Raw genomic sequence first — 22,552 nt, 5'->3', positions numbered from 1 at the left:
TGGTCGAGGCGGTCCAGGATGCTGGTGATGAATTCGGTTGGTGTGGGCCGTGTCCCGTTGAGGCGGGCATGCGCGGCGTGGGCTGCGGCGAGTGCAACCGCGACGGCACCGGTGATCCCTTCGGGATGTAGATGGGTCACCTGCGCCGACCGGACCGCTTCGGCGACAACCTTTTCCGGATCGCCGGCGTAAAAGGCACCCAAGGGGGCAACCCGCATGGCCGCACCGTTGCCACAGGAACCCTCGTCACCGAACGCGGCTGCGGCCGCCTTGCGCCAATGCACGCCATCGCGGACTCGACGCAAGGTGCCGACCGTGGCGAAGCCGTAGTCACGGCTCGGGTCGAAGCGTCGCGCGAAAGCGGTGGCAAGCCGATCTTGGTCGATCTCGCCGCGACTGGACAGCTCGGTAACCACGGAGCAGGCCATTTCGGTGTCGTCGGTCCACCCCCACGGTCCGGCAGGAAGATTGTCTGCCCGAAGATCTGCGATGGATCGGCGCATGATCGGGAACTGCTGCCCCAAAGCGTCCCCCACGGACAGTCCATCCAAAGAATCAAGCATCAACTCGACATGCATTGCGTCTGATGATAGCCAAGGGGAAGACGATCTACGCGCATGGCGAATGTGTGATCGAGGCAACCGTTTGGACAGTCGATTACCACGCAACTTGGGCGGCGTTGTGCGAGAAGCGAAATCCCTGAGCGCTCCGTCGGCACCGTTTCGGATTTCGGCCTCGGGTCCAGCGATGTGCGCGGGGAATTGCCTGCGACACAGCGCAACCACCTGCTTCGGCGGGTGCGCAAGGTTATGTTCTGGAGCTAGATCTGGCCGGGCCGCCGCGGCAGATGCAGAAGCTCGCGAGATCGACTGCTGGCTAACGTTTGTGCCTGATCGAACGCGTGGTCGCGGCATAGGACGTTCTGAGCCACAGCGGTCTCGGGCGGTGTGGTCGTCAGCGGGTTAGCTGGTGCGTTGATGGTCGTTCGCGGTGTCAGTGGGGGTGTCAGGTGTGTGTCAGGTCGGTGTCAGTCGGCCCGGCGACAGTGTGTACATCGAACAAAACGACCGGCACCGGCACGGTGCCACAACCGATTTCGAGGAGTACACGACATGTCTGTCACCATCACTCTGACCGACCAGGACAAGAGCACCCTGCGTACCGCCGCCTATGGTGCGGTGTCGCTGATGGCCGCCTCCGGTGCGCCGCACAAGGGCATCTCGCACGGCTCGATCGCCCTGACCTCGGCGACCGGGCTGGTCGGGCATGTGCTCGCCGCCAAGTCCAAAGACATTCACCTGCGAGGTAAGTCTGTCGCCGAACTCGCCGACCAGGTGCTGCCGGCCCTGACCGAGGCCATGCGCCTGCTCGGCGAGCAGCATCCGGGCGAGGTCGACAATTTCCGAGGTACCGTCCTGGTCGCCGTCGAAGCCGCCGTCGGGCCCCGCAAGGGTGAGTCCAGTCCCGCTGTGGCTGCGATGGCCCGCAAGATCACTGCGGCCCTCGACGCCGCCTGAGGGGTGCGGGCGGCGCAGTACAGCCGGTCGCGGGGTCCTCTGCGGACCCCGCAACTCGGCCACTGACCGTCGAACCTGGGGTGCGGCCGCGTGACCGTTGGAAAGCGACTTAGACGGCATCACTGCGCAGCCACTGCCCACGAAACTCAGCCGCGAGCCGCAGCAGCTAGGTCACTACTCGCCGGAGGCAATACGCCGAACACCAGTCATGGTTCGTGCTCGGCGGTGAGATCAGTCGGCGATATAGCGCGTCGCCCGATCCGGCAGGATCCCGGCCAGGACGAGTTCCTCGTAGATCCGCTGCTGCTCATCGTCGAGATTCGAGTACAGCATGTCGTATGCCAGATCTTCCTCGGCGAGCACCGCGGCCGGATCCCAGTCGTCACCGAGCGCCGCGACCACGGCGCTGCGCCGTCGTGCCTCGTCCAGTGTGAGGTCGTAAGCAAAATTGTGGTCGGCCATTTGGGCATCTCCAACCAGGTTCTTTCCAAAAACGAATTGACGACGATGCCTAACCACGCCTGCGCTGGCAATGACCTGCATCACCTTCCACGGTTGGACTTCGTCACATTTGATGGGCGTGCGCGGACTGGACCAGCATCCGCGCACAGCACGACGCGCTTCGCGGCTACCGTGCGTTCGGGTCGCTCTCCACTGCCTCGACTCGGCGCCGGAGCAGGCAGAATTCGTTCCCCTCCGGGTCGGCCAGTACGTGCCACGTTGCGGCGCCGGGCTGGCCTATATCGACCTTCCGCGCACCTGCCGCGAGCAGCCGTTCCAGTTCCGCTTCCTGATCGCGGTCGGTGGGGTTCACGTCGAGGTGTAGCCGCAGTTTGCCGCGCTTCGGCTCGGTGCTGCGACCGAACAACAATGTGGGCTGCGGCCCGCCGAAGCCGGTTCCGGGCGGGCCGATCTCCAGGTGGTCGTCGCCCTCCCAGCCGAGTTCGACGTAGCCGAGGACTTCGCACCAGAAGTCTGCCAGCCGTTGCGGGTCGGCGCAGTCGATGACCAATTCGGTGATCCTGCAAGACATGCGCGCGACTCTACGCGTGCGGGACTGTTCCGAACGGCGGTTTTCCTAGCCCTCTGAGTGCGCGCTCATCGGCGTGTGGGTGCGTTGACTTGCTATGTGCCTGAGGCCATGTAGTCGGCGAGGATGTAGTCGGGGCGGCGGTCGAGGTTTGTGCGAGCGAGCCGGCGCTTGTCAGCTTCCGCGTCGGCCCGCCGAAGGCGGCAACTCTCAGGATGACACTTCGTAGCAGGTGGCGATCGCGGCGGCGCGGTTGCGCAGGGCGGTGCGCAACCATTGCGGGGCAAGGGCTTCCGCGTTCGTGGCGAGTTGCCACAGTGCCCATTCGGCGTGTCTCGGATCTTGGAAGGTCACCTCCAGTCGCAGCCAGCCGTCTGTGTCGGCTTCTTCGGCACGGACGGTCAGCGCGGTCTCCACCAGTTCCTCCCGCTGTGCCGGGTTCACCCGTACCAGCACGGTGACTAGGTCGCCGCCGGTTCGAAACCGCGTGCTGCGTTCCAGCCAGGCGCGGTCCAGATCGACCCGGTCAGATCGCTGGGCGGATTCGGGAAGTTCCTCGGCGGCCAACACCCGGGACAGCCGGTAGGTGCGGTCCGCGCCGGACCTCGTGGCCAGTAAGTAGACCTGGTCGCGGACGGTGACCAGGCCGATCGGGTCCACGGTGCGCCACTTCGGGGTCTGGTCCACAGCCGCGTAATGGATGCGCAGCTTGTGTCCGGCGAACACCGCGCGCCGGACCTCGGTCACTACGGTGTCGGGCGCCTCTTCAGCGACCAGTCGGCGTGAGAGGAGGTCGGTATCCGGGTCGATGAGCAGTCGCTGGGCCGCGCCGGCCGCGGTGGCCCGATGGCTTTCGGGTAGCGCGTCGACCACCTTGCGCATGGCCGAAGTGAGCGCCGAGCCGAGGCCGAATCCCTGTGCGCCGCGCCGTGATCCGGCGACCAGCAGGGCAAGTGCCTCGTCGTGGTTCAGTCCGGTGAGCTCGGTATGGAAACCGGGCAACAACGCGAAACCGCCGTGCCGGCCGCGTTCGGCGTAGACCGGGACGCCGGCTGCGGACAGCGCCTCGATGTCGCGCAGCACGGTGCGGGTGGATACCTCCAGCTCGCGGGACAGCGCGGTCGCGGACAGCCGACCGTGCTGGCGCAGCAGCAGCACCAGCGAGACCAACCGGTCGGCGCGCATAACGAAAACCTTTGCAGAAATACACGACACAGGATGTCGTGATTCGTTGGGAGCCTTATCAGTATGACCAATAAGAAAGTGGCCACTGAGCCGAACGACCTGGGCAGGTACTTCATCGAGCGCGCCAACGCGGGCGACGTCGACGGGCTGGTGGCGTTGTACGAGCCGAACGCCGTGCTGGCGTTTCCGCCGGGCAACCTCGCGACCGGACATGCGGAGATCCGCAAGGTGTACGAGCAGTTTGTCGCGGCCGCGCCGGTGCTCGCGCCGGGCAGGCAGCATCCAGCGCTGGTGAGCGAAGACCTGGCACTCACAGCGTCCACGCTGACCACCGGCGAAGTGACCGTCGAGATCGCCCGTCGCCAGCCGGATGGGTCGTGGTTATGGGCCGTGGACCAGCCGGCACTCGTGCCGTAGCGGGGCGGCGGTGGGCCGTCGTGACCGTGTCCACCGCCGCACAGGGGCGCGCGTGCCGCGCCGCTTTCAGCGAGTGCCGAAGACTCGGGCTTGGCGTCCCGTCGTGTCACCGAGTTGGCCAGGTGCTGCGATGAGGCGCATCGTGACGATCGGCGTGTACGGCTTCACGGCCGGTGCCTTCATCGAGCAGCTCACCGGCGCGGGCGTGGGGTTGCTCCTCGATCTTCGCCAGCGCCGTGGCGTTCGAGGCCCCGACTACTCCTGGGCGAACTCGGCGCGGCTGCAGCTCGCGCTCGCCGCGGCGGACATCGGCTACCGGCACCTGAAGGAGCTGGCGCCGACGACCGAGCTGCGCCAGCTCCAGTACCGTGAGGACGACCGGCAGGGCGTGGGCAAGCGCAACCGCATCACGCTTGCGCCCGAGTACGCCGAGCGCTACACCCGTGAGATCCTCGACCCGTTCGACCTCGGCGCGCTCGTGGCCGACCTTCCGAGCGACTCGGCGACCGCCCTTTTCTGCGTCGAGCGCGATCCGGAGGCATGCCACCGCTCACTCGTGGCCGAGCGCGTGCGCACCGAGCACGGCCTGCCAGTCATCCACCTCCGCCCGTGCTGAGCCATGCCTATCACCGGCGGTGTTCGTGGAGTGGCTAATGGTCGCGCAAGAGGCGAGGAGGCCTCTGGAGGGAAACGGAGTGGTGTTGTGGTTCAACGCCGTGTTTTTTGCGGTCGGTGGGATTCGAGCCCAGGCGTCCGACTCGGCGACCGACCGCAGTCAGGGGGAACGGCGGTGTGTGTTCATTCGTCGCTGACGCGGATGATCGTCTTGCCGGGGCTGTGCCTCCCGGGATTGAAGGCGTGGGGTGCTTCGGCGAGAGGGTGGACGGCACCGACGGCCGGCTTGATGCGGCCGTCGCGCAGGCGCGTGGCGAGCTCGGTGAGTTGGGTCCGGTCGGGTTCGACGACGAAGAAGACGGCGCGTCCGTTGTCGGGCTGGATCGTAGGTGGCGTGGCGATGGTGACAAGTGTTCCGCCGGCGCGTACCAGGCTGGTCGAGCGATCCAGGATGTCTCCGCCGATCACGTCGAATACCACATCGACTTCGCCCACCTGTTCCAGCGGCTCGGTGTCCAGGGCCAGGAAGGTGTGCACGCCGAAGGTGAGCGCGCGGTCGCGGTCGCGGGCTCGGCCGGTGCCGATGACTCGGGCCCCGGCCTCGCGGGCGAGTTGCACCGCGATCGAGCCGACACCGCCGGCGGCGCCGTGGATCAGGACGGTCTGACCGCTGGTGACGCGGGCGTGGTCGAATAGACCCTGGCCAGGCGGTCAATCCCGAGATCGGCAGCGCGGCGGCCACGATGTGGTCTATATCCGCGGGCAGGGGAGCGAGATTGCGGGCTTCCACCGCGGTGTATTCGGCGAGTGTGCCGTTGCGGGTCCAGTCGGTCAGACCGAAGACCCGCTGGCCGACGGTCAGACCCGTGGTGCCGTACCCCAGCTCGACGATCACTCCCGACAACTCGTGGCCAGGCACGCTCGGGGTCCGGTCCCGGCCGGCGCGGTCGGTCCAGGTGCTTGGCCAGTCCAGCTCGCCGGTGGTGAACCCCGCGGCGTGTACTTTCACGATCACGTCGTTCTCGGCGGCGTGGGGGTAAGGCAGGTCGTGCGTCAGGGTCATCCCGGCGACGCCGGCGTCACGATTCCCAACGATGATGGCTTGCATGCTTGCTCCTTCGTTGTCGTGCATTGCCGCTGGTTGTTTTCAGCCGTAGGGCATCGAGCATGAGGTCGAGTAGTCGCTCCGTTTGCTGGGAGGAACCGCCTGTTGTGGTGAGAAGAATTCCGAGGAGCATCACCGTGATGTCCTCCGGTTCGACATCGCCACGCAGTGAGCCGGTTTCGGCTCCGTGGGCCAGCATTGTGGCTATGGCAGCGGTGATGCGTTCCCGGGTTGCCGGTACCGCGATGCGGCCCGAGGCCCAACCGGCACGAAGCGTGTCGGCCATGCCGCGCTTGGTCGCGACGAAGGCGGCGTATTTCCCCATCCACGCACGCAGCGCCGCATCCGGGGGGTGCTGCTGCAGCAGGACCGCGACGCTGTCGGTGACATCGTCGAGTTCCGCGGCGTACACGGCTTCGGCCAGAGCTTCACGGGTCGGGAAATGGCGATACAGGGTGCCGATGCCGACACCGGCGTCGGCAGCGATGCCCTCCAATGTCGCGGTGTCGCCGGCATCGGCGAACGCGGCTCTGGCGACCTCGACGAGTTTGTTGCGATTGCGCTGTGCGTCGGCACGGGGGGCGCGAGCACCGCGGGGCTTGTTCTCGGGGGACGTCGGATCGACAGCACTCAATTCGGAGGCACCTCCGGTATAGTTGGTGAAGCGGAGCATCCTCCGCTTCACCTATCGTCTCATGTGGGAGAACCCATGACCGCGAAGATCACGTCCCTCACCAAGCTCGCTCCCTCGGGCGTGCCGCGCCCCGGCGGGGCCGGGACGCTGGGCGACCACACGGTGTCGCGCATCGGATACGGCGCGATGCAACTCGAACGCCTGCATGCCGACCGCGCCGCCGCGATCGCGCTGCTGCGCCGGGCGTGGGAACTCGGGGTCGACCACGTCGATACCGCCCAGTTCTACGGTGACGGCTTCGTCAACGGGCTCATCCGGGACGCATTCGGCCCCGAGGACGGCGTCGTGGTCGTCAGTAAGGTCGGCGCCGACCCCGCGCCGGGTGCCGACATCCCGCTGCGGCCGGCTCAGCGACCCGAGCAACTGCGGGCCAGCGTCGAGGACAATCTCGCCTCCCTCGGCCTCGATCGGATCCCGGTGGTGAACCTGCGCCGCCTCGACGCCGGGCCGGGCCTGCGGGCCTCCGGCGACCAAATCGTCGAACTCGACGATCAACTCGCGACCCTGATCACGCTGCGCGAGGAGGGCAAGATCGGCGCGATCGGGCTCAGCGGCATCACCCTCGACGGCCTGCGCCGGGCCCTTCCCGCAAGGATCGCGTGCGTCCAGAACGCCTACAGTCTCGTCTCCCGCGCCGACGAGGGCATGTTGGAACTCTGCGCGGCCGAACAGATCGCCTGGGTCCCGTTCTTCCCGCTCGGCAGCGCCTTCCCGACCATGCCGAAGGTCACCGACGATCCGGTCGTCGCCGCCGCGGCGCAATCCCTCGACTGCACCCCCGCCCAGGTCGGCCTCGCGTGGCTGCTGCACCACGCACCGAACATCATGCTTATCCCCGGCACCGCCCGCATCCGCCATCTCGAAGCCAATATCGCCGCCGCGACGATCGCCCTGCAAGACACCGTCATGGCCGCACTCGACGCGATCCCGTCGACCTCCGCCGATATTCCGCTCGGTTGAGCACACCTGTTGGGATGTAACCGGCCCGGCCGCACAGGTACTTCTACGGAGAACGCCCTATTGACAGTTCTATGAATCGGACGTCTTCATCTTGTCCAGTATTCGGGGTTGCCATTGGTAAAACCAACTGAATTTGTAGGACTCTCCACGGGGCGACGAGGTCGCGGCATAGGTGAATCGACGGTCGGTCGTGCTGAACGGAACTTTGTCGACGAGTTGCTCGAAGTGCGGGTCGATCGGGACTGGGAGCGTTGTCGGGTCCGGGGTTATCACAGGGAAACAGAGGCGCTCGATCCGAGGAGATTCCCAGCTGATGGTTGCGTATATATCGAATGCTTTCTCGGTGAGTGCGAGGAATTGATCGCTCGGATCCGGAAGTCCGGCTTCTCGGTGCAGCGCCACGATCGCGCGGGGTCCGAAGTAGTCGGCCGGCAGTCCGGGGAAATACACGTTCATCGTCTTGTCGTGGTAGTCGATGCCGAGCAAGCCGACTCTGTCCTCCAAGCCGTGACGTGCGAACATGCGGGCGTGGTCGGCGAGACTGGGCGGCATGGAGGGAAGCGCGGCAAGCTCCGATACCTTTTGCACGCCATCGGCAGGAAAGAACGGCCAGATTTTTTTGAAGCCGCCGGCTACGCCGATATCGATTCCGTAGCTGTCGATGGGGCACTGTTTCTGGACCTGGTCCAGCAGAGCGCCAATCGGATGCTCGGTCTCGGGAAGCAGTTTGTTGGAAAGGGCGATGTTGTAAGGGTCGACGTCTCTCGGCAACGTCAAGAAACGGTAGTCGAGGTCTCCCGAGCGGCGGGCGTCGGTGACCACTCTGAAAGAGATCACGGACTGCGTGAGCATCGTGCCGTATGCGGTCAGGGTGGGCCAGACAGTGTCTCGCGCGCAGGGGACGTTCACTAGCCGCGCGGATTTCTCAATGGCCGCATAGAGATCGTCCAGCTCGGATTCGGTTGTGGTGAACATGCGTCCTTCCAGAGAGGGGTGCTACGAACAACATCGCGGTCTCGCCAATCCCGGTCGACCAGACAGCAAGTCATGTCCGGCTGAGCGAATGGGGTACGCAGACAACACTTTACGCTGCGACGTAGTCGTTGGCTTTCAGTCGACGGTCTTGCAGCGTGGGAGTCGAATCTCCATGTCGTGCCGATAGATCGCGCCGATCGGGCGGCTGCCTCAGCGTGTCTGGAATGCCAACCCGGCGTTCCGGTAGCACCCGTTTCTATTGCTCCCGAAGCACGAAGATGCCACCTCATGGACTGTTTGCTCTCGGCCGGTGGGGATACGGGGCATCGCATTCCGCCGAGCGCGCCGGAATTACGTGAGCGAATATTCTGTGCTACAGCGCATCTCGCACGCTCACCGCGCCGTAAGCGGCAGGCGCGAATATGCCCGCCAAGAGACCCGAGCAGTCGGCCGGTCCGGCTACGCGGGCGCAGGCACCGCGTGTGACGCGAACTGCGATGTGCCCCTTCGATTGTGGGTATGGTTCGGTGATGTCCCGATCAGCTGAGAGTGGCGCTCCCCGGCCCCGGGTCACTGCCGAGGACCTCCACCTTGCCGTTCAGTTGGCCGTGGCGGCGCTTCGCGAGGCGCCTGCAGCGGCGTGGGACGGTAAGGCCGGTTCGCTCGAATGGGACTGCTGGGAGACCGTCGAGCATCTCAGCGACGATCTGTTCGCGTACGCCGTTCAACTGGCCCCCGCAACGCCGCCCTTGGAAAGCGAGGTGCCGTTTCTCTGGGAGAGTCGACGACCCGGCGGCCCAGCGAACGCAGTGCACGCGGATCGTGCGGCTGGACCCAACGGCCTGCTGCAAGTGCTGGAGGCGAGCGGGACGCTGCTGGTTTCTATGGTGCGCACGACGCCGCCGCAGACCCGCGCCTACCACGTCTTCGGTATCTCGGATCCCGAGGGCTTCGCGGCGATGGGAGTTGTAGAGACCCTGGTGCATACCCACGACCTTGCGCAGGGGCTCGGATTCGCCTGGCACCCACCCGCGGTTTTGTGCACGCGGGTGCTTGCCCGACTGTTTCCGGACGCACCGGAATCCACCGATCCGTGGACCACTCTGTTGTGGGCCACCGGACGCGCGGAACTACCCGCGCACCGTCGGCTCGCGACATGGCGTTGGGACGGGACACCCCGTGAGTGAGCAGTCAACTCGGACAACATCTTTGAATCGCCGGGTCTGCCTGCGCCGCTGCACATGTCGTGGAATCTGCCGACAGTACCCAGGTCGGCCGGGCCGGCACCTACAGCTGGCACGTCCTGGCCGGCCCAGAGGGCAACGAATTCTGCCTCCTGCACGCCCGGCTCCAGCCCCTCTGACCACGTGCGTCCTGGCGCCGATCTACTCACCAGGCTCGACCGCCACGAACTCGAACAGGACCAGCCGAGCGAGACGACCGCTCGAGCCCGCGCCGCTTGACCTCCAAGGGAATTACGGGCGCGATCACTTAGCTGTTGGGCGTGCGACTGGTGAAATCGAAGGAGCCGCCGTCGATGCCCCACGAGATGATCCGTTCGGGATGGATCCGAATGATCGAGCGTTCCTGGGGAGGGAACGGCGGCTCCTGGTCGTCGAGCGCCTCGGCCGTGCCGCGCACTTCGATGCCGCGAATAACGTACGGCTCCAACGAGACCTGCTGGTCGACGACGAACGACACCCGACTGCCCGCCTCGACGTTGCGGTACTTACGGCTGGCGTGCATGCGCACACCTGGCCGCCGGGGCCGACCACGTCACCCTGCTGCTCCCGATCGGCACCGAATTCGCTCCTGGCATCGACCATCTCGTCCACCTCGCTCCGGCCCTGACAGCCCTCGGCTGACGACCCGGCACGCCCACGGTCGAAATATCCAGCGTGGCCGCCCCGCTGGGACTCCGTAGCGCACCAGTACGAATGCACTTAGGTTGCCGGGCGGCCGAACCACCTAGCCAGATGGGTATTCAACTCCGACTGCGCGTCCCCGACCCATGCCACATGGCCGTCTGGACGAAGCAGCACGGCGGGAGCGTCGAATTCGGTACTGGTGTCGACGATGTGGTCGACGCGATCGTTCCATCGATCGACCGACAGTTGTCCGGTCTGGTCGAGCAGCATTCCGCGGCCGGCGTGCATCAGGTCGTAGAGGTTGCCGCGGGTCAATGTGATGTTCCGCAGCCGCCGGCCCAGTAGGTCATGGCCGTCGCCGAAGTCGTAGCGGACCGAGATCGCGGTGATCTTCTCGATCAGGTAGCGGGTGACATCGTCGAAGTCCATCAGCTCAGAGATCAAGCGCCGCACCGCTTGCGGCCCCGCTTCGGTGGAAATCAACTCCGCCTGTGCACGCGTGTTGTCCAGCACGTCGGCGGCCACCGGACGCCGCTCGGATTCGTAGCTGTCGAGCAGGTTGTGCGGTGCCCAGCCGTTGATCGCGGCGGCGAGCTTCCAGCCGAGGTTGAACGCGTCCTGGACGCCGAGGTTGAGACCCTGCCCTCCCATCGGCGGGTGGATGTGTGCGGCGTCGCCGGCGAGCAGCACCCGGCCGCGACGGTAATGCTCGGCCAAACGGGTGGCGTCACCGAAGCGCGATAGCCAACGCGGTGAGTGCACGCCGAAGTCGGTGCCGGCGATGACCCGCAGCTGTTGCTTGATGTCGTCGAGGGTGGGCGCGACGGTGCTACCGTCGGCGACATCGGCTGCGGGCACCACGACGCGGTGCGCGCCATTTCCGGATGGTCCGATTCCGAATCGCTTCTGCGTTTCGCGGATTTCGGTGACTTTGGCGGCGAGTTCGTCCGCCGGCATGGTCACCTCCATTTCGCCGATCAGCGTGTCGGCCGTCGACGGCTCGCCGGGGAAGCCGACATCGATCAGCTTGCGCACGGTGCTGCGCCCGCCGTCGCAGCCGACGAGGTAGCGTGCGTGAAGCGTTGTGCCGTCGGACAATTCGGCGGTGACGCCGTCGTCGTCTCGATGGACCGCGACGACGCGCTTGCCGCGCCGAATGTCCGCGCCGACTTCGGTGGCATGTTCGGCGAGAATCCGGTCGATGTCGGGCTGGGGGATGCCCAGCACGTAACCGTGTGCGGTGTCCAGGTAAGGGGGTGCGGGTTTGGCGATGCCCGCGAAGAATCCGCGGAGCGGATACTTTCGGCCGTGCGCGAGAAATCTGCCCAGCAGGCCGCGCTGCTCCATGATCTCGATCGTGCGCACGTGGATGCCGAGGGCACGAACGAACGGAGCCGGCTGCTCGTCCTTGTCCAGCACCACGACCTCGACGCCCTGTAGCCGGAGCTCACCGGCCAGCATCAATCCGGTTGGGCCGGCGCCGACAACGATGACATCACTCATCCGAACCCTCCTCCGGGCAAGGCGTGCGCCTGCTCGCAGCGGACGAGTCTGCAGCATCACCAGGGTCTTGCCGCAAGCCCCGGGGTACGCGATATGGTGAAAGTGGCGGGAGGCGGACGAGCCTGCCCGCCTCTGGCATAGAACCTGTCGAGCCCCCAGAGGCGGGCAGTGGTGGCCTCAGGAGGTCTTGGTGAGCGATCCGATGCTCAGCAGGTAGCCGGTCCCTTGCGCGTCGATGCCGTTCACGACGGCGAATTCATGATGGCCGTCGCTGGCGATCGACCAGAAATTCACTGTCTGGGAGCCACACTGCTGTGGCGTGGAAGCGAGTTCGGCAGTGTTGCCGTCGGCTGCCAACATCCACACACATCCGTCGTCGGTTCGGGCCTCGACCTGGCCGCGATCACCGGGAGTGAAGGTCACCGATCCCGTTTTCGGGGCTCGCTGCGGGTTCAGGAGATTGATCCCCCGCGCAGGATCGGCCGGGTCGAAGGTCCACGTCCCGATGAAGTGTTCGAGTGTTTCGTGGGGCTTCTCGATTCCGGCTCTGGTACGACTGGCGTTGTCGAGTACGAACGGATACTGGCCGCCATTGAAATCGCTTGTCGCATGGACAGTTTCCCTTTCCCGTCTGCCGCGGACGGTGACGTGCCAGGTGTCGACGTTGTAGCCGGAGCCGATCACCTTGTTGAAGCAGTACTGGTCCTTGGAGGTCAGGTCGAGACCGTCGGACCCGAGCGCGAAGTGCCAGGTGCAACCCTGATCGCTACGACCGACCACACCGCCGGGCTCTCGTTCGAAGACGACCGTTCCGATCTGTGGGATCTTGTATTCCGAGGCCGGCAGCTGCATCACCGCTATGTTGGTTCCGCTGGAGAAGTCGGGCTGATCGTAATTCCAGGTGCCGAGATACTGATCGACATCGTGGTTGTCCGCATCCGCGGTCGCTGCCCCCGGCGAGAGGGCCAAAGCCGTACCGACGGCTGCCGCCATGGCGGCCAGCAGCCGAGTGAACGCGTGTGGACGGTGTGTCGTGATGAGTGTCATTGCCTCTCCTGGTTCCCGAATCGGATCCGCTGATGCGGATCCGTGTACGCGAGCAATAGGACGAGGCGGCGATCGGGAAAGTTACAACAGCTCCAGGGCGCCTGCGCGTAACTTTTATCGAGGTCATTTCGTCCTCGAGGTATGGAAATGACCCCGCACGACCGTGGCACCGCGTTCGATCAGGCCTGGCAGGGCAATCGGGCGTACCTGGTCGATCTGGCGTTCCGGATGCTGGGCGACATCGGTGACGCGGAAGACGTTGTGCAGGAAGCCTTCACGCGGCTCGGTAACATTGATATCGGCGTGCTGGCGGACGTGCGCGGATGGCTCACCGTCGTCACCAGCAGGATATGCCTGGACATGCTGCGGTCGGCGCGAGTCCGCCATGAATGGCCAGGCGACCCGATGCGGATGGAAGCACTCGACTCGCCTTACCGAGCCGCCGCGGCCGATCCGGCCGATCGGATCACTCTCGACGAGGACGTCCAATTTGCACTGCTGGTGGTGCTGCAGCGGTTACGCCCCGCCGAGCGGGTCGCATTCGTCCTGCACGATGTCTTCGCCATGCCGTTCGACACCATCGCCGAGACGCTCGGGCAACCGATCGGAACCTGCCGCCAACTGGCTCGTCGCGCGCGGCTCAAACTAGCCGGCACCCGGCCCGACACCGCCGCGCTCGCCCCCGAATACCGAACAGTCACAGCGAAATTCATCGATGCGTGCGCGAACGGCGACCTCACCACGTTGCTCACCGTTCTGCACCCCGAGGCGTGGGGCATCGCCACATTCCTCGGCGGCTCGATCGGTCCCCAGATCTCCCACGGACGGACCGAGGTCGGCCAGAATCTACTGACCTACTACACCAACCGGGCAGTCCTCGTGTCCCATTCGGTACTCGACCAGCCGGCCATCCTCGCCTTCATCGATCACCGCTTCTTCGCACTGCTCGTACTCACCGTCGAAGACGGCCTCGTCCGCAAGATCGAAGCGACGGTCAACCCCACCACCCGTCGATGAGGCGATACATCGGGGACTCGCGAGTACGGATATTCCTGCCGCCGCCGCGATTGAGTCTGTGGCGCTTGGTCTATGCCGCACGAAAGCCCCCGTCCAGCGGGGGGCTTTCGTCAAACCGTTGGAGACGGCCCTAGATTTTCGTCACCGGCTCGAGGTCGACCACTCCTTTCCCGCTCGGGATGTCGAGCGGCACCGAGACCTGATCGTGCGCGATCAACCACGTGTCGTCGATTTTCCGCAGACCGTAGGTGACCCTGACCCACATACCGCTCGTCGCCGTCCCGTTTTTCAATGTGCCACTGAGGCGCACGAAGGCGTGCCCGAATGCCACCTCGTCGCCTACGGTGAACGTCAGGTCGCGAACCTCATAGGTCACATTCTCGAAGAACAGGAACACGTTCGCCCAGTTCTCGAGTTTCGCCGTTATCCCGACATGCTGGAGTGGCGGCTCGACATCGAAGGACACGACGTCGGTTGTGTACACCTGCTTCAGTGCCTCGAGGTCCTTGGCTCGCAGTCCTTCGACTACCTTGTCGATTTGCTGGCGAATCTCGGCTTCATCCAACTCGCGTTGCGTTTCGATTCGGTCAGCGTGTGACTGAAAGTCGTTCGGCGTCGTCATGATTGGCCCTACCTTCGGAGTTGATGTGCGGGGTATCGGTGGCGGGCCGCCGTAGCGGCGCCAGGGCGGTGCTCCAGGCGATGAGCTGATCCAGCAAGGTGTTCAGCGCTGTGGTGTGGCGCTCGCGCGGTGTGAAGGTGGTGTAGTTCTCGAAATCGGTGAGCACCGAGATCTCCACCGGACGGCTCACATCGGCCATGCCCAGCGTGCTGCAGACCACCCGCAGCTGCGCCACCGCGCGGGCGCCGCCGCTCACCCCGTAGGAGACGAATCCGACGGCCTTGTCGGTCCATTCCCCGCACAGGTGGTCGATGGCGTTTTTCAGCACCCCGGGAACCCCGCCGTTGTACTCCGGGGTCACCATCACGAAGCCGTCGAACGGGGCGATCCGCTCGGCCCAGGCGCGGGTGTGTTCGTGGACCGACGGGCCGAACATGGGCGCCACGGGCTCGTCCAGATGCGGTAGCGGGTGGTCGCGCAGGTCGATGAGTTCGAACTCGGCGTCGCCGCGCTGCGATGCCGTGTCCAGAACCCACTGGGCGACCTGCGGGCCGTTGCGGTTGGGTCGGGTACTGCCGAGGATGATGCCGATTTTGGTCATTTCCGGAACTCCTGCTTTGCTGAAAGTGTCACGGCCTTCCGACGACACAGCCGTCCGGAATGTCAGGTCGCCTGACAAATCGGGTCGCTGATTCGTCGATTTCGGTGAGGGACGCATCGACCGAAGGAGCCGAACACCATGACCGATCCGCAACTGAGCTCGGTGATCAGTGAACGCCGTCAGCTGATCAATCTCGCCTATCGGCTGCTCGGCTCGCTCGCTGAGGCCGAGGATGTGGTGCAGGAGACCTATGTGCGCTGGTACGCGCTGTCGGAGCGGCAGCGCCGCGATGTGGCGGTGCCCGGTGCTTGGTTGACGACTGTCGCCGGCCGGATCTGTCTCGATCTGCTCGGCTCGGCGCGAGCCAGGCGGGAACGGTATGTGGGCGAATGGATTCCGGAGCCGATTCCCGGCCATTCGGAATGGTTCGGTGGTCCCGCCCCCGCCGATCCGGCCGACCGCGTCACCCTCGACGAGTCGATCAGTATGGCCTTCCTCGTCGTGCTCGATTCCATGACACCGGCCGAGCGGGTGGCGTTCGTCCTGCACGATGTCTTTCGCTACTCCTTCGCCGAGGTCGCCGATGTCGTTGGGCGCACTCCCGCGGCCTGCCGCCAGCTCGCCTCCAGCGCCCGCCGCCGCATCGACACCTCGCGGGGCTCGGCGAGCCCCCAGCGCTCCGAGGTGGTCAGGGACTTCAAACGGGCCTGGGAGACGAGTGATATCGAGGCCCTGATCGGTTTGCTCGATCCGACCGCGACCGCGACCGCCGACAGCGGTGGCCTGGCCCCGGCCTTCCGCCATCCGATCATCGGCGGCGAGCAGATTGCGCGCGCCTGGATCGAAATCGCCGCCCGAGGCCCCGAGGTAATGCTGCTCGAGCGCACGGTAAACGGCCAACCCGGGCTGGTGGCGCAGCTCGCCGACACCATCGTGTCGGTCTACGCCTTCGACATCGTCGACGGCCGGATCACTCGCATCTGGGCGATTCGGAATCCGGAGAAACTGCGGTCCTGGACAGTCGGCTGAACCGCTGGAATGCTCCAACGCTGAGGACAGCGATCATGGCGCTAGATATAGAGCGGCTGCCTCCTCGACCGTAGTCCGGCTCCTGTACCAGCCCAAGCAATCCGAGCGCCGCGTTGCCGCCACCGAATGTACGTTGCGCGTGCGTACGCCGCCCATATCTAGGACCCGGCGAAGAACACCAATCCCGTTACGAGCACTGTGCGGTGACCGAAGCGATCACCCAATGCGCCTGCGGTGAAGATCAAGCTGGCGAAGGCCAGCGTGTAAGAGCCTGTGGCCCACTGAAGTTCGGCCGGGCCGGCGTCCAGTCCACGTACCGGGTCTGCGAGTGTCTCGAAGTTAGTACTCAGGACGGTGTTGTCCAGCCAGATCAACAGCGTTGGCGGACGTGGTAATGAACACCTTCGAATGCGGTCGGTGAGAATTGACCGTTGGACCGTAGTCAATCGTCACACCCCTTTCAGTTTCCGACTTTTTGTCCAACCTATTGCGGCTGAACGGATTTCATGGCCTGCTGTGGGTGTCCGGTAATTCCTGAACTTGTTGTTCGACCACTTGCCATTGCAGGGATTTTATGGCCTATGCGGGTTTCCGACATCGCGAGTTGCGGGGCGAGCCGGTTTCTGGGCTGGTATACATCCGGAGCTGCGGCGTCGGGTTCGATACTTCAGCTGGTAGAAGGGTTCTCGGCAGTCGATCGACCACATGCAGCGCTTCAGCGATACCGGGCGGGCGGAACTCTGGAAACGTGAACAAGGCAGCCATTGGCATGGATTCATGCAGCCTCATGTGATCAAACGCCACCATTCATGGCCTGTAATCGGCATTACCGAGCGTGCGCACCGTCATTCATCTGTTCGGTCGCCGCAGCTTTTCGATCCACCAACGGCTGCCAATAGGTTCGCGCGCGACACAGGTTTTTATTTCGATGTGGACACGATATCGAGAACTGTCACTTGAGCTCTCCGCGTCCAGCACAGACTCGAACGGCTCCAAAGATCCAGTGATCACCTTTCATGCTTGGGCGCCTGTATAGGTTTGCTGACTCGAAAGGAACTGTGATATGAGCGTTCTGGGCACCCCACTCAAGAAGATCGTCGCTACCAGCGCGATCATCGGCGGGGCCGGCATGGCATATGTTGGCCAAGCTTCCGCCGCTACCGATCAGGAATGGGACAGCCTCGCCGCGTGTGAGTCCGGCGGTAATTGGAGTATCAACACTGGCAACGGGTTTCAGGGCGGCCTGCAGTTCGCGCCGGGCACATGGGCTGCATATGGCGGTGCCGCGTATGGGCAGACTGCCGATAAGGCCACCCGTGAGCAGCAGATCGCCGTCGCCGAGCGAGTGCTCGCCGTTCAGGGCTGGGGCCCTTGGGCAGGATGTTCGGCAGCGCTCGGCCTTCGGTGAGACAGTAGGGCTCTGCAGCCCGAGATGGCCTCGGCGCGTTGCGCTTCGGACGTCCCGCGCTCGCCGGTTCGGTCGGCGCGGAATGCGGCACGAGGGGATGTTGCGTGCTGACTGCCGCGGCCGGTCTGCCGGTCAGTTCCGCTTCAGGGTGCCGACACTCAGCGATCCGCTCGCAGCGGTCCGCAGCTTCTTCTCTGCCTCGCGGACGTAGCTGACGGGATCCTTGTCCACGGGCTGGACGCCGGCGTAGTTGCGCGCCTCGTAAGCGGCGAACGCGACGGCCAGCTGATGGCGGCGCGCCAGCCCGGCCAAGCGGCGAAAGTCGGTGAGGCCCTCGCGTTCTTCCTCGGCCATGTGATCGCTGTTGGCCGAGTTCGCTGCCGCGACGGCCGCATACCAGCCATCGGTGCCGACCTGATGACGCGCCACTTCGGCGATCGCGTCCCTGATCTGGTTGTGGTCGTGGATGGCGTCGAGTGTCTCGTCCTCCACCCCGCCCGCGCGCCGGGCCGTGATGCCCGCCTGCAGCAGCGCGGGGTAGAAGATCTCCTCCTCCGCCTGCGCGTGCAGCTCGAGGAAGGCGGCCAGCCTGTCCCAGATCGCGGAAAGCACCCCGGTCTCCGCACGATCAATCTGTTCCAGGATTGCGAACAGCCGCCGCTGCTCATGGTGGTCATCCAGGATCAACTCGGTAATGTCCATAATTCCTCCCTGATACCGCACTTCAGGTCAGCATTGAACGCCAGGGCAGACTGCCCCTGCGGGCATATCCCTTAGGGAGCCGACGATAACGCAACCCCGAGACGCCCCGCTGCCAACGCACCAGCCGCCCACGTCCGCTTCACCGGCCAGGGGATCGAGCGCCAGACGAGTGCAGTCGACGGGTCGGCCACCAATGCGATGGTGGTGTCGCCCGTGCGCTTGACATTGTCACTGTGTGAAGGCCTTCACTGGCTGTCGGAGGTGGTACCCATTAATTCGACACACACGAATCCACAGGACATGCGACTGCTCGACGCATTGGCGGCTGGGAACTCGTCGACGCGACTCGAGGCGGCTCTGGCGATCGGCACGCATCCCGAGCCCGGTTTCGTAGACGCGCTGGTAGGACGGTGCGCGATCGAGCCGGACTTCTTTGTGCGCGACATGCTCACGTGGGCGCTGACCCGTCTCCCGTCGGAGATCACGGTTCCGAAACTCCGCGCGGAACTCCGTTCCGAACGCGCACAAGCCCGCAGCCAAGCGCTGCACACGCTGTCCAAGATCGGGGACAGGGACACATGGCCTGCGATCACGCGGTCATTGCTGCACGACGCCGACGACGAGGTCGCGCGGAGTGCGTGGCGCGCTGCTGTCGTTCTCGTGCCCGACGAGGAGAAGCAAGCGCTGGCCGCGGAGCTGGCCACGCAATTCGGCCGCGGTGACCGGGAGGTACGACTGAGTCTGAGCCGTGCCCTCGTCGCACTCGGCGACGCGGTCGAGCCGGTCCTCCGGAAGGCGATGGCAAGTCACGACCCGACGGTGCGTGCGCACGCGAGCGCTACGGAGCGGCTTCTGCGTGACCCGGATGCCGGATTCGATCTCGCCGTCGGTGAGGCGAGACGGGTGGTCGCGCTCGGTCCAGAACGGGAGGAGACAACTGCGTGCTGATCGGCGAGGTGGCGCGCCGCTCGGGAGTGAGCGCCCGGATGCTCAGGCACTACGACTCCCTCGGGCTGGTACGGCCGACCGGGCGCACCGTGGGTGGCTACCGGGAATACTCTCTCGAAGACCTCCGGCGCATCTTCCATGTGGAGGGGCTGCGGTCCCTGGGACTGTCACTGAGCCAGATCGGACGCGCGCTCGACGGTCCCGGATTCACTCCGTCCGGACTGGTCGGCGACCTCATCCGAACAGCCGAAGAACGACTGAACCGGGAGCGAGAACTCCTCGAGCGGCTGCGTACGGTCGATGCAGCCGAGCCCTCCGACTGGCAGGACGTCTTGCGCCTCGTCGAGCTCCTGCACGGACTCGGTTCGCAAAGTGCCACCCGGCGGCAGCAAGCCGTCCTGGCCTCGGCCGAGGATGTGTCGGTGCCCGCCGAGCTGCTGGCCGAGGCGGTTCTCACCGAATCGGATCCGAACGTTGCCGGGGCCCTGCGGTGGGCCCTCACACGGGCCGGCGGTGACGGTGTGGCGAGCGTGGCAACCGGCATGGTCTCGGAGGATGTGGACGTCCGGCGGCGCGCGGTCCTGGCGCTCGCCGAGCTACCGGGCGGTGAGGCGACCGCAGTGCTCACGGACGCGCTCGGGGACGCGGACGCGACGGTCCGTAGACATGCTGCTCTCGCATTGGGTGCGCGGGGCGTGACCCGGGCCGTGCCGGAACTTGTCGGCACGGTGGTCGAGGGTCCGAGCGACGTCGAGGCGGCCGAGCTCTTGGGAACGTTGGCGCGGGACGCGGAGTGGGCAGGCCGGATCATGAGAGCGCTGGTCGACGAGTTCACCGCCCACACAGCGGACTCGGCGGTGCGGATACGGCTGACCCAGGCTCTCGCCGAGATGCCGGGAACGATCGCGCTGGAAACCCTGCAGCAACTAGCCCACGACGATGATCGAGCCGTGGCCCTCATCGCCTCGGCTCTGGTGGAAACGCTCGAAAAGCGGGACGACGAGCTCGGGCAGCCCTAGAGACGTTCGCTCATCAGCATTTCCGTGCGTTCTTTGCCAGCCGGCCGGTGAGCGCTCCTTCCGCCGATCCGAGCTCGCTCCCGAGGCCGACCTGGCCTCCTGACACGGCGGGTGACGGCGGGTAGTCAGTAGTCGAGCTCGCGCTTGCCGCGTAACAGGGACAACGCCCGCGCGTCGTGAGAACCGGCCAGGTATCCGGGCTATTCGGGGCCGTGCTCGCGTCGGGTCGAGGTGGGGTCAGGACTGCAGGCTGGTGCGGATCGCGTCCACCGTGGCGTTGAGCCGGATCTGGTGCGAGCCCTGCCAGTAGATCCGCCCGCAGCCGCGGCACTGGCGAAACGTGTCGTAATGGCGGCGGGTGAGCGGCTGCAGCCGATCTTCGACCTCGGCTTTGGCGACCGCGACGATGGCGCCACCGCAGCGCAGGCAGCGGGTGAACGGCGCTAAGCGCTCGACGAGGTCCAACCGTCGGATCAGCTCGACGATCTGATCGATCGGCTGGTCCGACCGGATGTATACGCCGTGAGTTACATTGCGCCGCTTCAGCAGTCCACGGTCGCGGGTGAGCAGGATACGGTGCTCGGCCGCCGACAGCTCGGCGAGTGCGGCATCGTTTACGTCCCACCGACAGTGCACGTCCAGGCCTATCAGCCGCATCAGCTTGGCGAGGCCGCCGAGATTGACATCGGCGATGAAGCGCGGCTCGCGCAGTGGGTGTGGGCGCACCCTGGTGACCCGGCCGATGTCGAGAGTCTCGAATACCGGATAGGCGGTGATCCGATCGTCGTTGCGTGGGTGCTGGGCAAAGGTCACCGGTTGCCCGTTGACCAGCACCAGGTCGACCTCGGTGTGCGGGATGCCGGCCGCCTCGATGACGTCCTTCACGGTCTGATGCGGACGGAAAGGTCGACGCAGTACTGTGTACCGCTCGTCGGGCCGTAGGAAATCGTTCAGCTCGGCGTAGACCCGCAGGTCGACGCTCATTCGACGAAGACCGCCATCGATGCAGTGAATCCGTGCAAGGCATTTCGGCCGGCGATGGGGCCGATCTCGCCCGCCGCGAAGATACCCGCCAGTGGTATGCCGTCGAGCAGGTCCTCGATCGCGGCGGCGTCGTGGTTGGCGACCCCGAACATCCGGCGACCCCGCCCGTTGCAGGTGAACAGCAACGCCCCCGCGGGGCGTCCTGGCAGGTCCGAACCCACTCGGACGAGGGCAGCACGCAGATCTTCATCTGCCCCGACCGCGTCGCGGACCTGGAACTGCACGGTCGTGCCGACCTCGATGAGTTCGCCGATCTCGATCGCGCCGCTCGATGGGTCGGCACCGAGGAGGCCGCGGATCAGGAAATCGCCCTGCCCGGGTACTGCCAGATGCTCGTCGACCACGATGCCGATCTGCAAGCCCTGCGTCACCAGCTCCTGCTGGTCGGGCGGCATCACCTCGACGATCTCACGTAACCGCTGGATCGGCGATCGGCCGCCCAACTCGGTGATCAGCGCGCCACGCGCGCCGGTGATGATATACGGATAGCCGATCGGTCGGCAGCCCTGCGACACGATGGGAACACCGTGCAGTCCGGGAATTCGCACGCCGACCGCGCCGGAGGTCAGCACATCGCGGTCGTGGAAAAGCCTGCAGCCGCCCGGCCCCTGCGCGCCGCTCACCAGCCCGCCCATCACGGTGGTGCCGGGTAGATCGGTGTTCAGGTGCTCGAGCAGAATGTCGGCGGGGAAGGAGAACGGGTCCGGTAGCAGCAGATGGAAGTCGCGTGCGGCCTGGTCGAAGCGGTAGCCCGCGAGTAGCCCTCCGGTCGCCGTGCGGACGAAGTCGAGCTCGAATGTCTCGACGGCGGGCAATCCGGATGCCAGCCATACCACCACCGCGGGCTCGTTCTCGATCTCGCGGCGGCCGGCCACGATCGCCTGTGCCACACATCCGACGAGTGCGGGCACCCGCACCGTCTGGTGGACTGCGGCGAGTACGGCCGCGGCATCGTCGGTATGTGCTCGTGATGCCAGCAGCACAGCAAGCGACGGCGTCTCGCCCGCGATCTGATCGCGTGCGTGCGCTGCGGCTTCCGCTCCTGCCTGCCACGCTCCCGGGGCGGTGGAGAGCCCTACTCCTATCCGCACATCTCCATCGTAGCCACCCGGGCCGGGTGTGCGGGTAGTGTTGCTGCACAAGGTATTTCAGCGGAATCGGACCAAAACACGCCGTCGGAGCGTCGGGTATGGGCATCGGTAGGGGATCCAGCTCGGCCTCATGTGTGGTCGTCTGGATGCTGAGG

At 65.5% G+C, this 22,552-nt stretch carries 24 protein-coding genes and 3 pseudogenes; 11 read left to right on the top strand and 16 right to left on the bottom strand.

Annotated features, from left to right (window positions below):
• The coding region (locus AB0J47_RS08580; protein WP_364341996.1) for an ADP-ribosylglycohydrolase family protein at positions 1–578 on the bottom strand (578 nt) is incomplete at its 3' end.
• Positions 579–1,112: 534 nt separating this feature from the next.
• Here AB0J47_RS08580 and AB0J47_RS08575 point away from each other — a divergent pair.
• Positions 1,113–1,517: a hypothetical protein gene (locus AB0J47_RS08575; protein WP_364341994.1), complete on the top strand. Its 405-nt coding sequence runs from the start codon at positions 1,113–1,115 to the stop codon at positions 1,515–1,517.
• 231 nt (positions 1,518–1,748) lie between these two features.
• Here AB0J47_RS08575 and AB0J47_RS08570 read toward each other — a convergent pair whose 3' ends face one another.
• The 3 genes from AB0J47_RS08570 to AB0J47_RS08560 all read right to left on the bottom strand — a co-directional run bounded on the left by AB0J47_RS08570 (position 1,749) and on the right by AB0J47_RS08560 (position 3,732).
• On the bottom strand, positions 1,749–1,997 hold the full coding sequence (locus AB0J47_RS08570) for a DUF6400 family protein (RefSeq protein WP_364342056.1): 249 nt from the start codon (positions 1,995–1,997) through the stop codon (positions 1,749–1,751).
• A gap of 148 nt (positions 1,998–2,145) precedes the next feature.
• Entirely contained in the window at positions 2,146–2,550 is a 405-nt protein-coding gene (locus AB0J47_RS08565) for a VOC family protein (RefSeq protein WP_364341992.1), read from the bottom strand.
• Positions 2,551–2,757: 207 nt separating this feature from the next.
• The gene (locus AB0J47_RS08560) at positions 2,758–3,732 is read right to left on the bottom strand and encodes a WYL domain-containing protein (protein WP_364341990.1); all 975 of its coding nucleotides are present in this window, start codon (positions 3,730–3,732) and stop codon (positions 2,758–2,760) included.
• A 63-nt stretch (positions 3,733–3,795) separates the two neighbouring features.
• Between AB0J47_RS08560 and AB0J47_RS08555 the strand changes: the two genes are divergently transcribed.
• Positions 3,796–4,149: a nuclear transport factor 2 family protein gene (locus AB0J47_RS08555; RefSeq protein ID WP_364341988.1), complete on the top strand. Its 354-nt coding sequence runs from the start codon at positions 3,796–3,798 to the stop codon at positions 4,147–4,149.
• 130 nt (positions 4,150–4,279) lie between these two features.
• Entirely contained in the window at positions 4,280–4,765 is a 486-nt protein-coding gene (locus AB0J47_RS08550) for a DUF488 domain-containing protein (RefSeq protein WP_364341986.1), read from the top strand.
• 182 nt (positions 4,766–4,947) lie between these two features.
• On the opposite strand, the pseudogene AB0J47_RS08545 reads toward AB0J47_RS08550, so the two are convergent.
• Together AB0J47_RS08545 and AB0J47_RS08540 are read right to left on the bottom strand one after the other, a co-directional pair.
• A pseudogene (locus AB0J47_RS08545) lies at positions 4,948–5,872 on the bottom strand (NADP-dependent oxidoreductase).
• Entirely contained in the window at positions 5,844–6,503 is a 660-nt protein-coding gene (locus AB0J47_RS08540; protein WP_364341984.1) for a TetR/AcrR family transcriptional regulator, read from the bottom strand. The pseudogene AB0J47_RS08545 and the gene AB0J47_RS08540 overlap by 29 nt, the downstream one beginning before the upstream one ends.
• 75 nt (positions 6,504–6,578) lie before the next feature.
• Between AB0J47_RS08540 and AB0J47_RS08535 the strand changes: the two genes are divergently transcribed.
• Complete coding sequence (locus AB0J47_RS08535; RefSeq protein ID WP_364341982.1) at positions 6,579–7,523, top strand: aldo/keto reductase; 945 nt, start codon at positions 6,579–6,581, stop codon at positions 7,521–7,523.
• A gap of 69 nt (positions 7,524–7,592) precedes the next feature.
• Here the strand turns inward: AB0J47_RS08535 and AB0J47_RS08530 are convergent, their stop codons facing one another.
• Entirely contained in the window at positions 7,593–8,498 is a 906-nt protein-coding gene (locus AB0J47_RS08530; RefSeq protein ID WP_364341980.1) for an aromatic prenyltransferase, read from the bottom strand.
• 530 nt (positions 8,499–9,028) lie between these two features.
• Between AB0J47_RS08530 and AB0J47_RS08525 the strand changes: the two genes are divergently transcribed.
• Positions 9,029–9,685, top strand: coding sequence for a hypothetical protein (locus AB0J47_RS08525; protein WP_364341978.1), 657 nt, complete (start codon positions 9,029–9,031; stop codon positions 9,683–9,685).
• An 83-nt stretch (positions 9,686–9,768) separates the two neighbouring features.
• Positions 9,769–9,861, top strand: a pseudogene (locus AB0J47_RS08520) (VOC family protein); the annotation flags it as partial.
• A 128-nt stretch (positions 9,862–9,989) separates the two neighbouring features.
• Here the strand turns inward: AB0J47_RS08520 and AB0J47_RS08515 are convergent.
• The 3 genes from AB0J47_RS08515 to AB0J47_RS08505 form a co-directional block, all read right to left on the bottom strand.
• Positions 9,990–10,244 carry a hypothetical protein gene (locus AB0J47_RS08515; protein WP_364341976.1) on the bottom strand — a complete coding sequence of 85 codons (255 nt, stop codon included), beginning with the start codon at positions 10,242–10,244 and terminating at the stop codon, positions 9,990–9,992.
• 197 nt (positions 10,245–10,441) lie between these two features.
• Positions 10,442–11,869, bottom strand: coding sequence for a rifampin monooxygenase (gene rox / locus AB0J47_RS08510; protein ID WP_364341974.1), 1,428 nt, complete (start codon positions 11,867–11,869; stop codon positions 10,442–10,444).
• Between the two features lie 177 nt (positions 11,870–12,046).
• Positions 12,047–12,916: a hypothetical protein gene (locus tag AB0J47_RS08505; RefSeq protein ID WP_364341972.1), complete on the bottom strand. Its 870-nt coding sequence runs from the start codon at positions 12,914–12,916 to the stop codon at positions 12,047–12,049.
• A 147-nt stretch (positions 12,917–13,063) separates the two neighbouring features.
• On the opposite strand from AB0J47_RS08505, the gene sigI reads away from it, so the two are divergent.
• On the top strand, positions 13,064–13,933 hold the full coding sequence (sigI, locus tag AB0J47_RS08500) for an RNA polymerase sigma factor SigI (RefSeq protein ID WP_364341970.1): 870 nt from the start codon (positions 13,064–13,066) through the stop codon (positions 13,931–13,933).
• A 130-nt stretch (positions 13,934–14,063) separates the two neighbouring features.
• On the opposite strand, the gene AB0J47_RS08495 is transcribed toward sigI, so the two are convergent.
• Both AB0J47_RS08495 and AB0J47_RS08490 read right to left on the bottom strand, forming a co-directional pair.
• Entirely contained in the window at positions 14,064–14,555 is a 492-nt protein-coding gene (locus AB0J47_RS08495) for a nuclear transport factor 2 family protein (protein WP_364341969.1), read from the bottom strand.
• Positions 14,521–15,156, bottom strand: a complete 636-nt coding sequence (locus AB0J47_RS08490) for an NAD(P)H-dependent oxidoreductase (RefSeq protein ID WP_364341967.1) — start codon at positions 15,154–15,156, stop codon at positions 14,521–14,523. Before AB0J47_RS08490 ends, AB0J47_RS08495 begins: the two co-directional genes overlap by 35 nt.
• Positions 15,157–15,294: 138 nt before the next feature.
• On the opposite strand from AB0J47_RS08490, the gene sigJ reads away from it, so the two are divergent.
• Complete coding sequence (gene sigJ / locus AB0J47_RS08485; RefSeq protein WP_364341965.1) at positions 15,295–16,185, top strand: RNA polymerase sigma factor SigJ; 891 nt, start codon at positions 15,295–15,297, stop codon at positions 16,183–16,185.
• A gap of 158 nt (positions 16,186–16,343) precedes the next feature.
• Here the strand turns inward: sigJ and AB0J47_RS08480 are convergent, their stop codons facing one another.
• Positions 16,344–16,559, bottom strand: a complete 216-nt coding sequence (locus AB0J47_RS08480) for an MFS transporter (protein WP_364341963.1) — start codon at positions 16,557–16,559, stop codon at positions 16,344–16,346.
• A 689-nt stretch (positions 16,560–17,248) separates the two neighbouring features.
• Between AB0J47_RS08480 and AB0J47_RS08475 the strand changes: the two are divergent.
• A pseudogene (locus AB0J47_RS08475) lies at positions 17,249–17,587 on the top strand (transglycosylase family protein); the annotation flags it as partial.
• A gap of 138 nt (positions 17,588–17,725) precedes the next feature.
• On the opposite strand, the gene AB0J47_RS08470 reads toward AB0J47_RS08475, so the two are convergent.
• Positions 17,726–18,295, bottom strand: coding sequence for a hemerythrin domain-containing protein (locus tag AB0J47_RS08470; RefSeq protein ID WP_364341961.1), 570 nt, complete (start codon positions 18,293–18,295; stop codon positions 17,726–17,728).
• Between the two features lie 300 nt (positions 18,296–18,595).
• Between AB0J47_RS08470 and AB0J47_RS08465 the strand changes: the two genes are divergently transcribed.
• Positions 18,596–19,243 (top strand): HEAT repeat domain-containing protein, encoded by a 648-nt coding sequence (locus AB0J47_RS08465; protein ID WP_364341959.1) that lies wholly within the window; start codon positions 18,596–18,598, stop codon positions 19,241–19,243.
• Positions 19,237–20,262 carry a MerR family transcriptional regulator gene (locus tag AB0J47_RS08460; protein ID WP_364341957.1) on the top strand — a complete coding sequence of 342 codons (1,026 nt, stop codon included), beginning with the start codon at positions 19,237–19,239 and terminating at the stop codon, positions 20,260–20,262. Before AB0J47_RS08465 ends, AB0J47_RS08460 begins: the two co-directional genes overlap by 7 nt.
• A gap of 237 nt (positions 20,263–20,499) precedes the next feature.
• Here the strand turns inward: AB0J47_RS08460 and AB0J47_RS08455 are convergent, their stop codons facing one another.
• Together AB0J47_RS08455 and AB0J47_RS08450 are read right to left on the bottom strand one after the other, a co-directional pair.
• A complete protein-coding gene (locus AB0J47_RS08455; RefSeq protein WP_364341955.1) occupies positions 20,500–21,246 on the bottom strand; it encodes a Mut7-C RNAse domain-containing protein in 747 nt (248 codons plus the stop codon).
• Positions 21,243–22,397 (bottom strand): FIST N-terminal domain-containing protein, encoded by a 1,155-nt coding sequence (locus AB0J47_RS08450; protein WP_364341952.1) that lies wholly within the window; start codon positions 22,395–22,397, stop codon positions 21,243–21,245. Before AB0J47_RS08450 ends, AB0J47_RS08455 begins: the two co-directional genes overlap by 4 nt.
• Between the last annotated feature and the right edge of the window lie 155 nt (positions 22,398–22,552).

This window comes from Nocardia sp. NPDC049737, assembly GCF_040674755.1.
Lineage (GTDB): Bacteria > Actinomycetota > Actinomycetes > Mycobacteriales > Mycobacteriaceae > Nocardia.
This window is presented reverse-complemented; position numbering and strand designations above follow the sequence as displayed.

What these genes read in the sequence shown, in the direction of transcription:
- AB0J47_RS08575 (WP_364341994.1), top strand. Translation starts at nt 1,113, where the DNA reads ATGTCTGTCACCATCACTCTGACCGACCAGGACAAGAGCACCCTGCGT.
- AB0J47_RS08565 (WP_364341992.1), bottom strand. Translation starts at nt 2,550, where the DNA reads ATGTCTTGCAGGATCACCGAATTGGTCATCGACTGCGCCGACCCGCAA.
- AB0J47_RS08560 (WP_364341990.1), bottom strand. Translation starts at nt 3,732, where the DNA reads ATGCGCGCCGACCGGTTGGTCTCGCTGGTGCTGCTGCTGCGCCAGCAC.
- AB0J47_RS08555 (WP_364341988.1), top strand. Translation starts at nt 3,796, where the DNA reads ATGACCAATAAGAAAGTGGCCACTGAGCCGAACGACCTGGGCAGGTAC.
- AB0J47_RS08550 (WP_364341986.1), top strand. Translation starts at nt 4,280, where the DNA reads ATGAGGCGCATCGTGACGATCGGCGTGTACGGCTTCACGGCCGGTGCC.
- AB0J47_RS08535 (WP_364341982.1), top strand. Translation starts at nt 6,579, where the DNA reads ATGACCGCGAAGATCACGTCCCTCACCAAGCTCGCTCCCTCGGGCGTG.
- AB0J47_RS08530 (WP_364341980.1), bottom strand. Translation starts at nt 8,498, where the DNA reads ATGTTCACCACAACCGAATCCGAGCTGGACGATCTCTATGCGGCCATT.
- AB0J47_RS08525 (WP_364341978.1), top strand. Translation starts at nt 9,029, where the DNA reads ATGTCCCGATCAGCTGAGAGTGGCGCTCCCCGGCCCCGGGTCACTGCC.
- AB0J47_RS08515 (WP_364341976.1), bottom strand. Translation starts at nt 10,244, where the DNA reads ATGCACGCCAGCCGTAAGTACCGCAACGTCGAGGCGGGCAGTCGGGTG.
- rox (WP_364341974.1), bottom strand. Translation starts at nt 11,869, where the DNA reads ATGAGTGATGTCATCGTTGTCGGCGCCGGCCCAACCGGATTGATGCTG.
- AB0J47_RS08505 (WP_364341972.1), bottom strand. Translation starts at nt 12,916, where the DNA reads ATGACACTCATCACGACACACCGTCCACACGCGTTCACTCGGCTGCTG.
- sigI (WP_364341970.1), top strand. Translation starts at nt 13,064, where the DNA reads ATGACCCCGCACGACCGTGGCACCGCGTTCGATCAGGCCTGGCAGGGC.
- AB0J47_RS08495 (WP_364341969.1), bottom strand. Translation starts at nt 14,555, where the DNA reads ATGACGACGCCGAACGACTTTCAGTCACACGCTGACCGAATCGAAACG.
- AB0J47_RS08490 (WP_364341967.1), bottom strand. Translation starts at nt 15,156, where the DNA reads ATGACCAAAATCGGCATCATCCTCGGCAGTACCCGACCCAACCGCAAC.
- sigJ (WP_364341965.1), top strand. Translation starts at nt 15,295, where the DNA reads ATGACCGATCCGCAACTGAGCTCGGTGATCAGTGAACGCCGTCAGCTG.
- AB0J47_RS08470 (WP_364341961.1), bottom strand. Translation starts at nt 18,295, where the DNA reads ATGGACATTACCGAGTTGATCCTGGATGACCACCATGAGCAGCGGCGG.
- AB0J47_RS08465 (WP_364341959.1), top strand. Translation starts at nt 18,596, where the DNA reads ATGCGACTGCTCGACGCATTGGCGGCTGGGAACTCGTCGACGCGACTC.
- AB0J47_RS08455 (WP_364341955.1), bottom strand. Translation starts at nt 21,246, where the DNA reads ATGAGCGTCGACCTGCGGGTCTACGCCGAGCTGAACGATTTCCTACGG.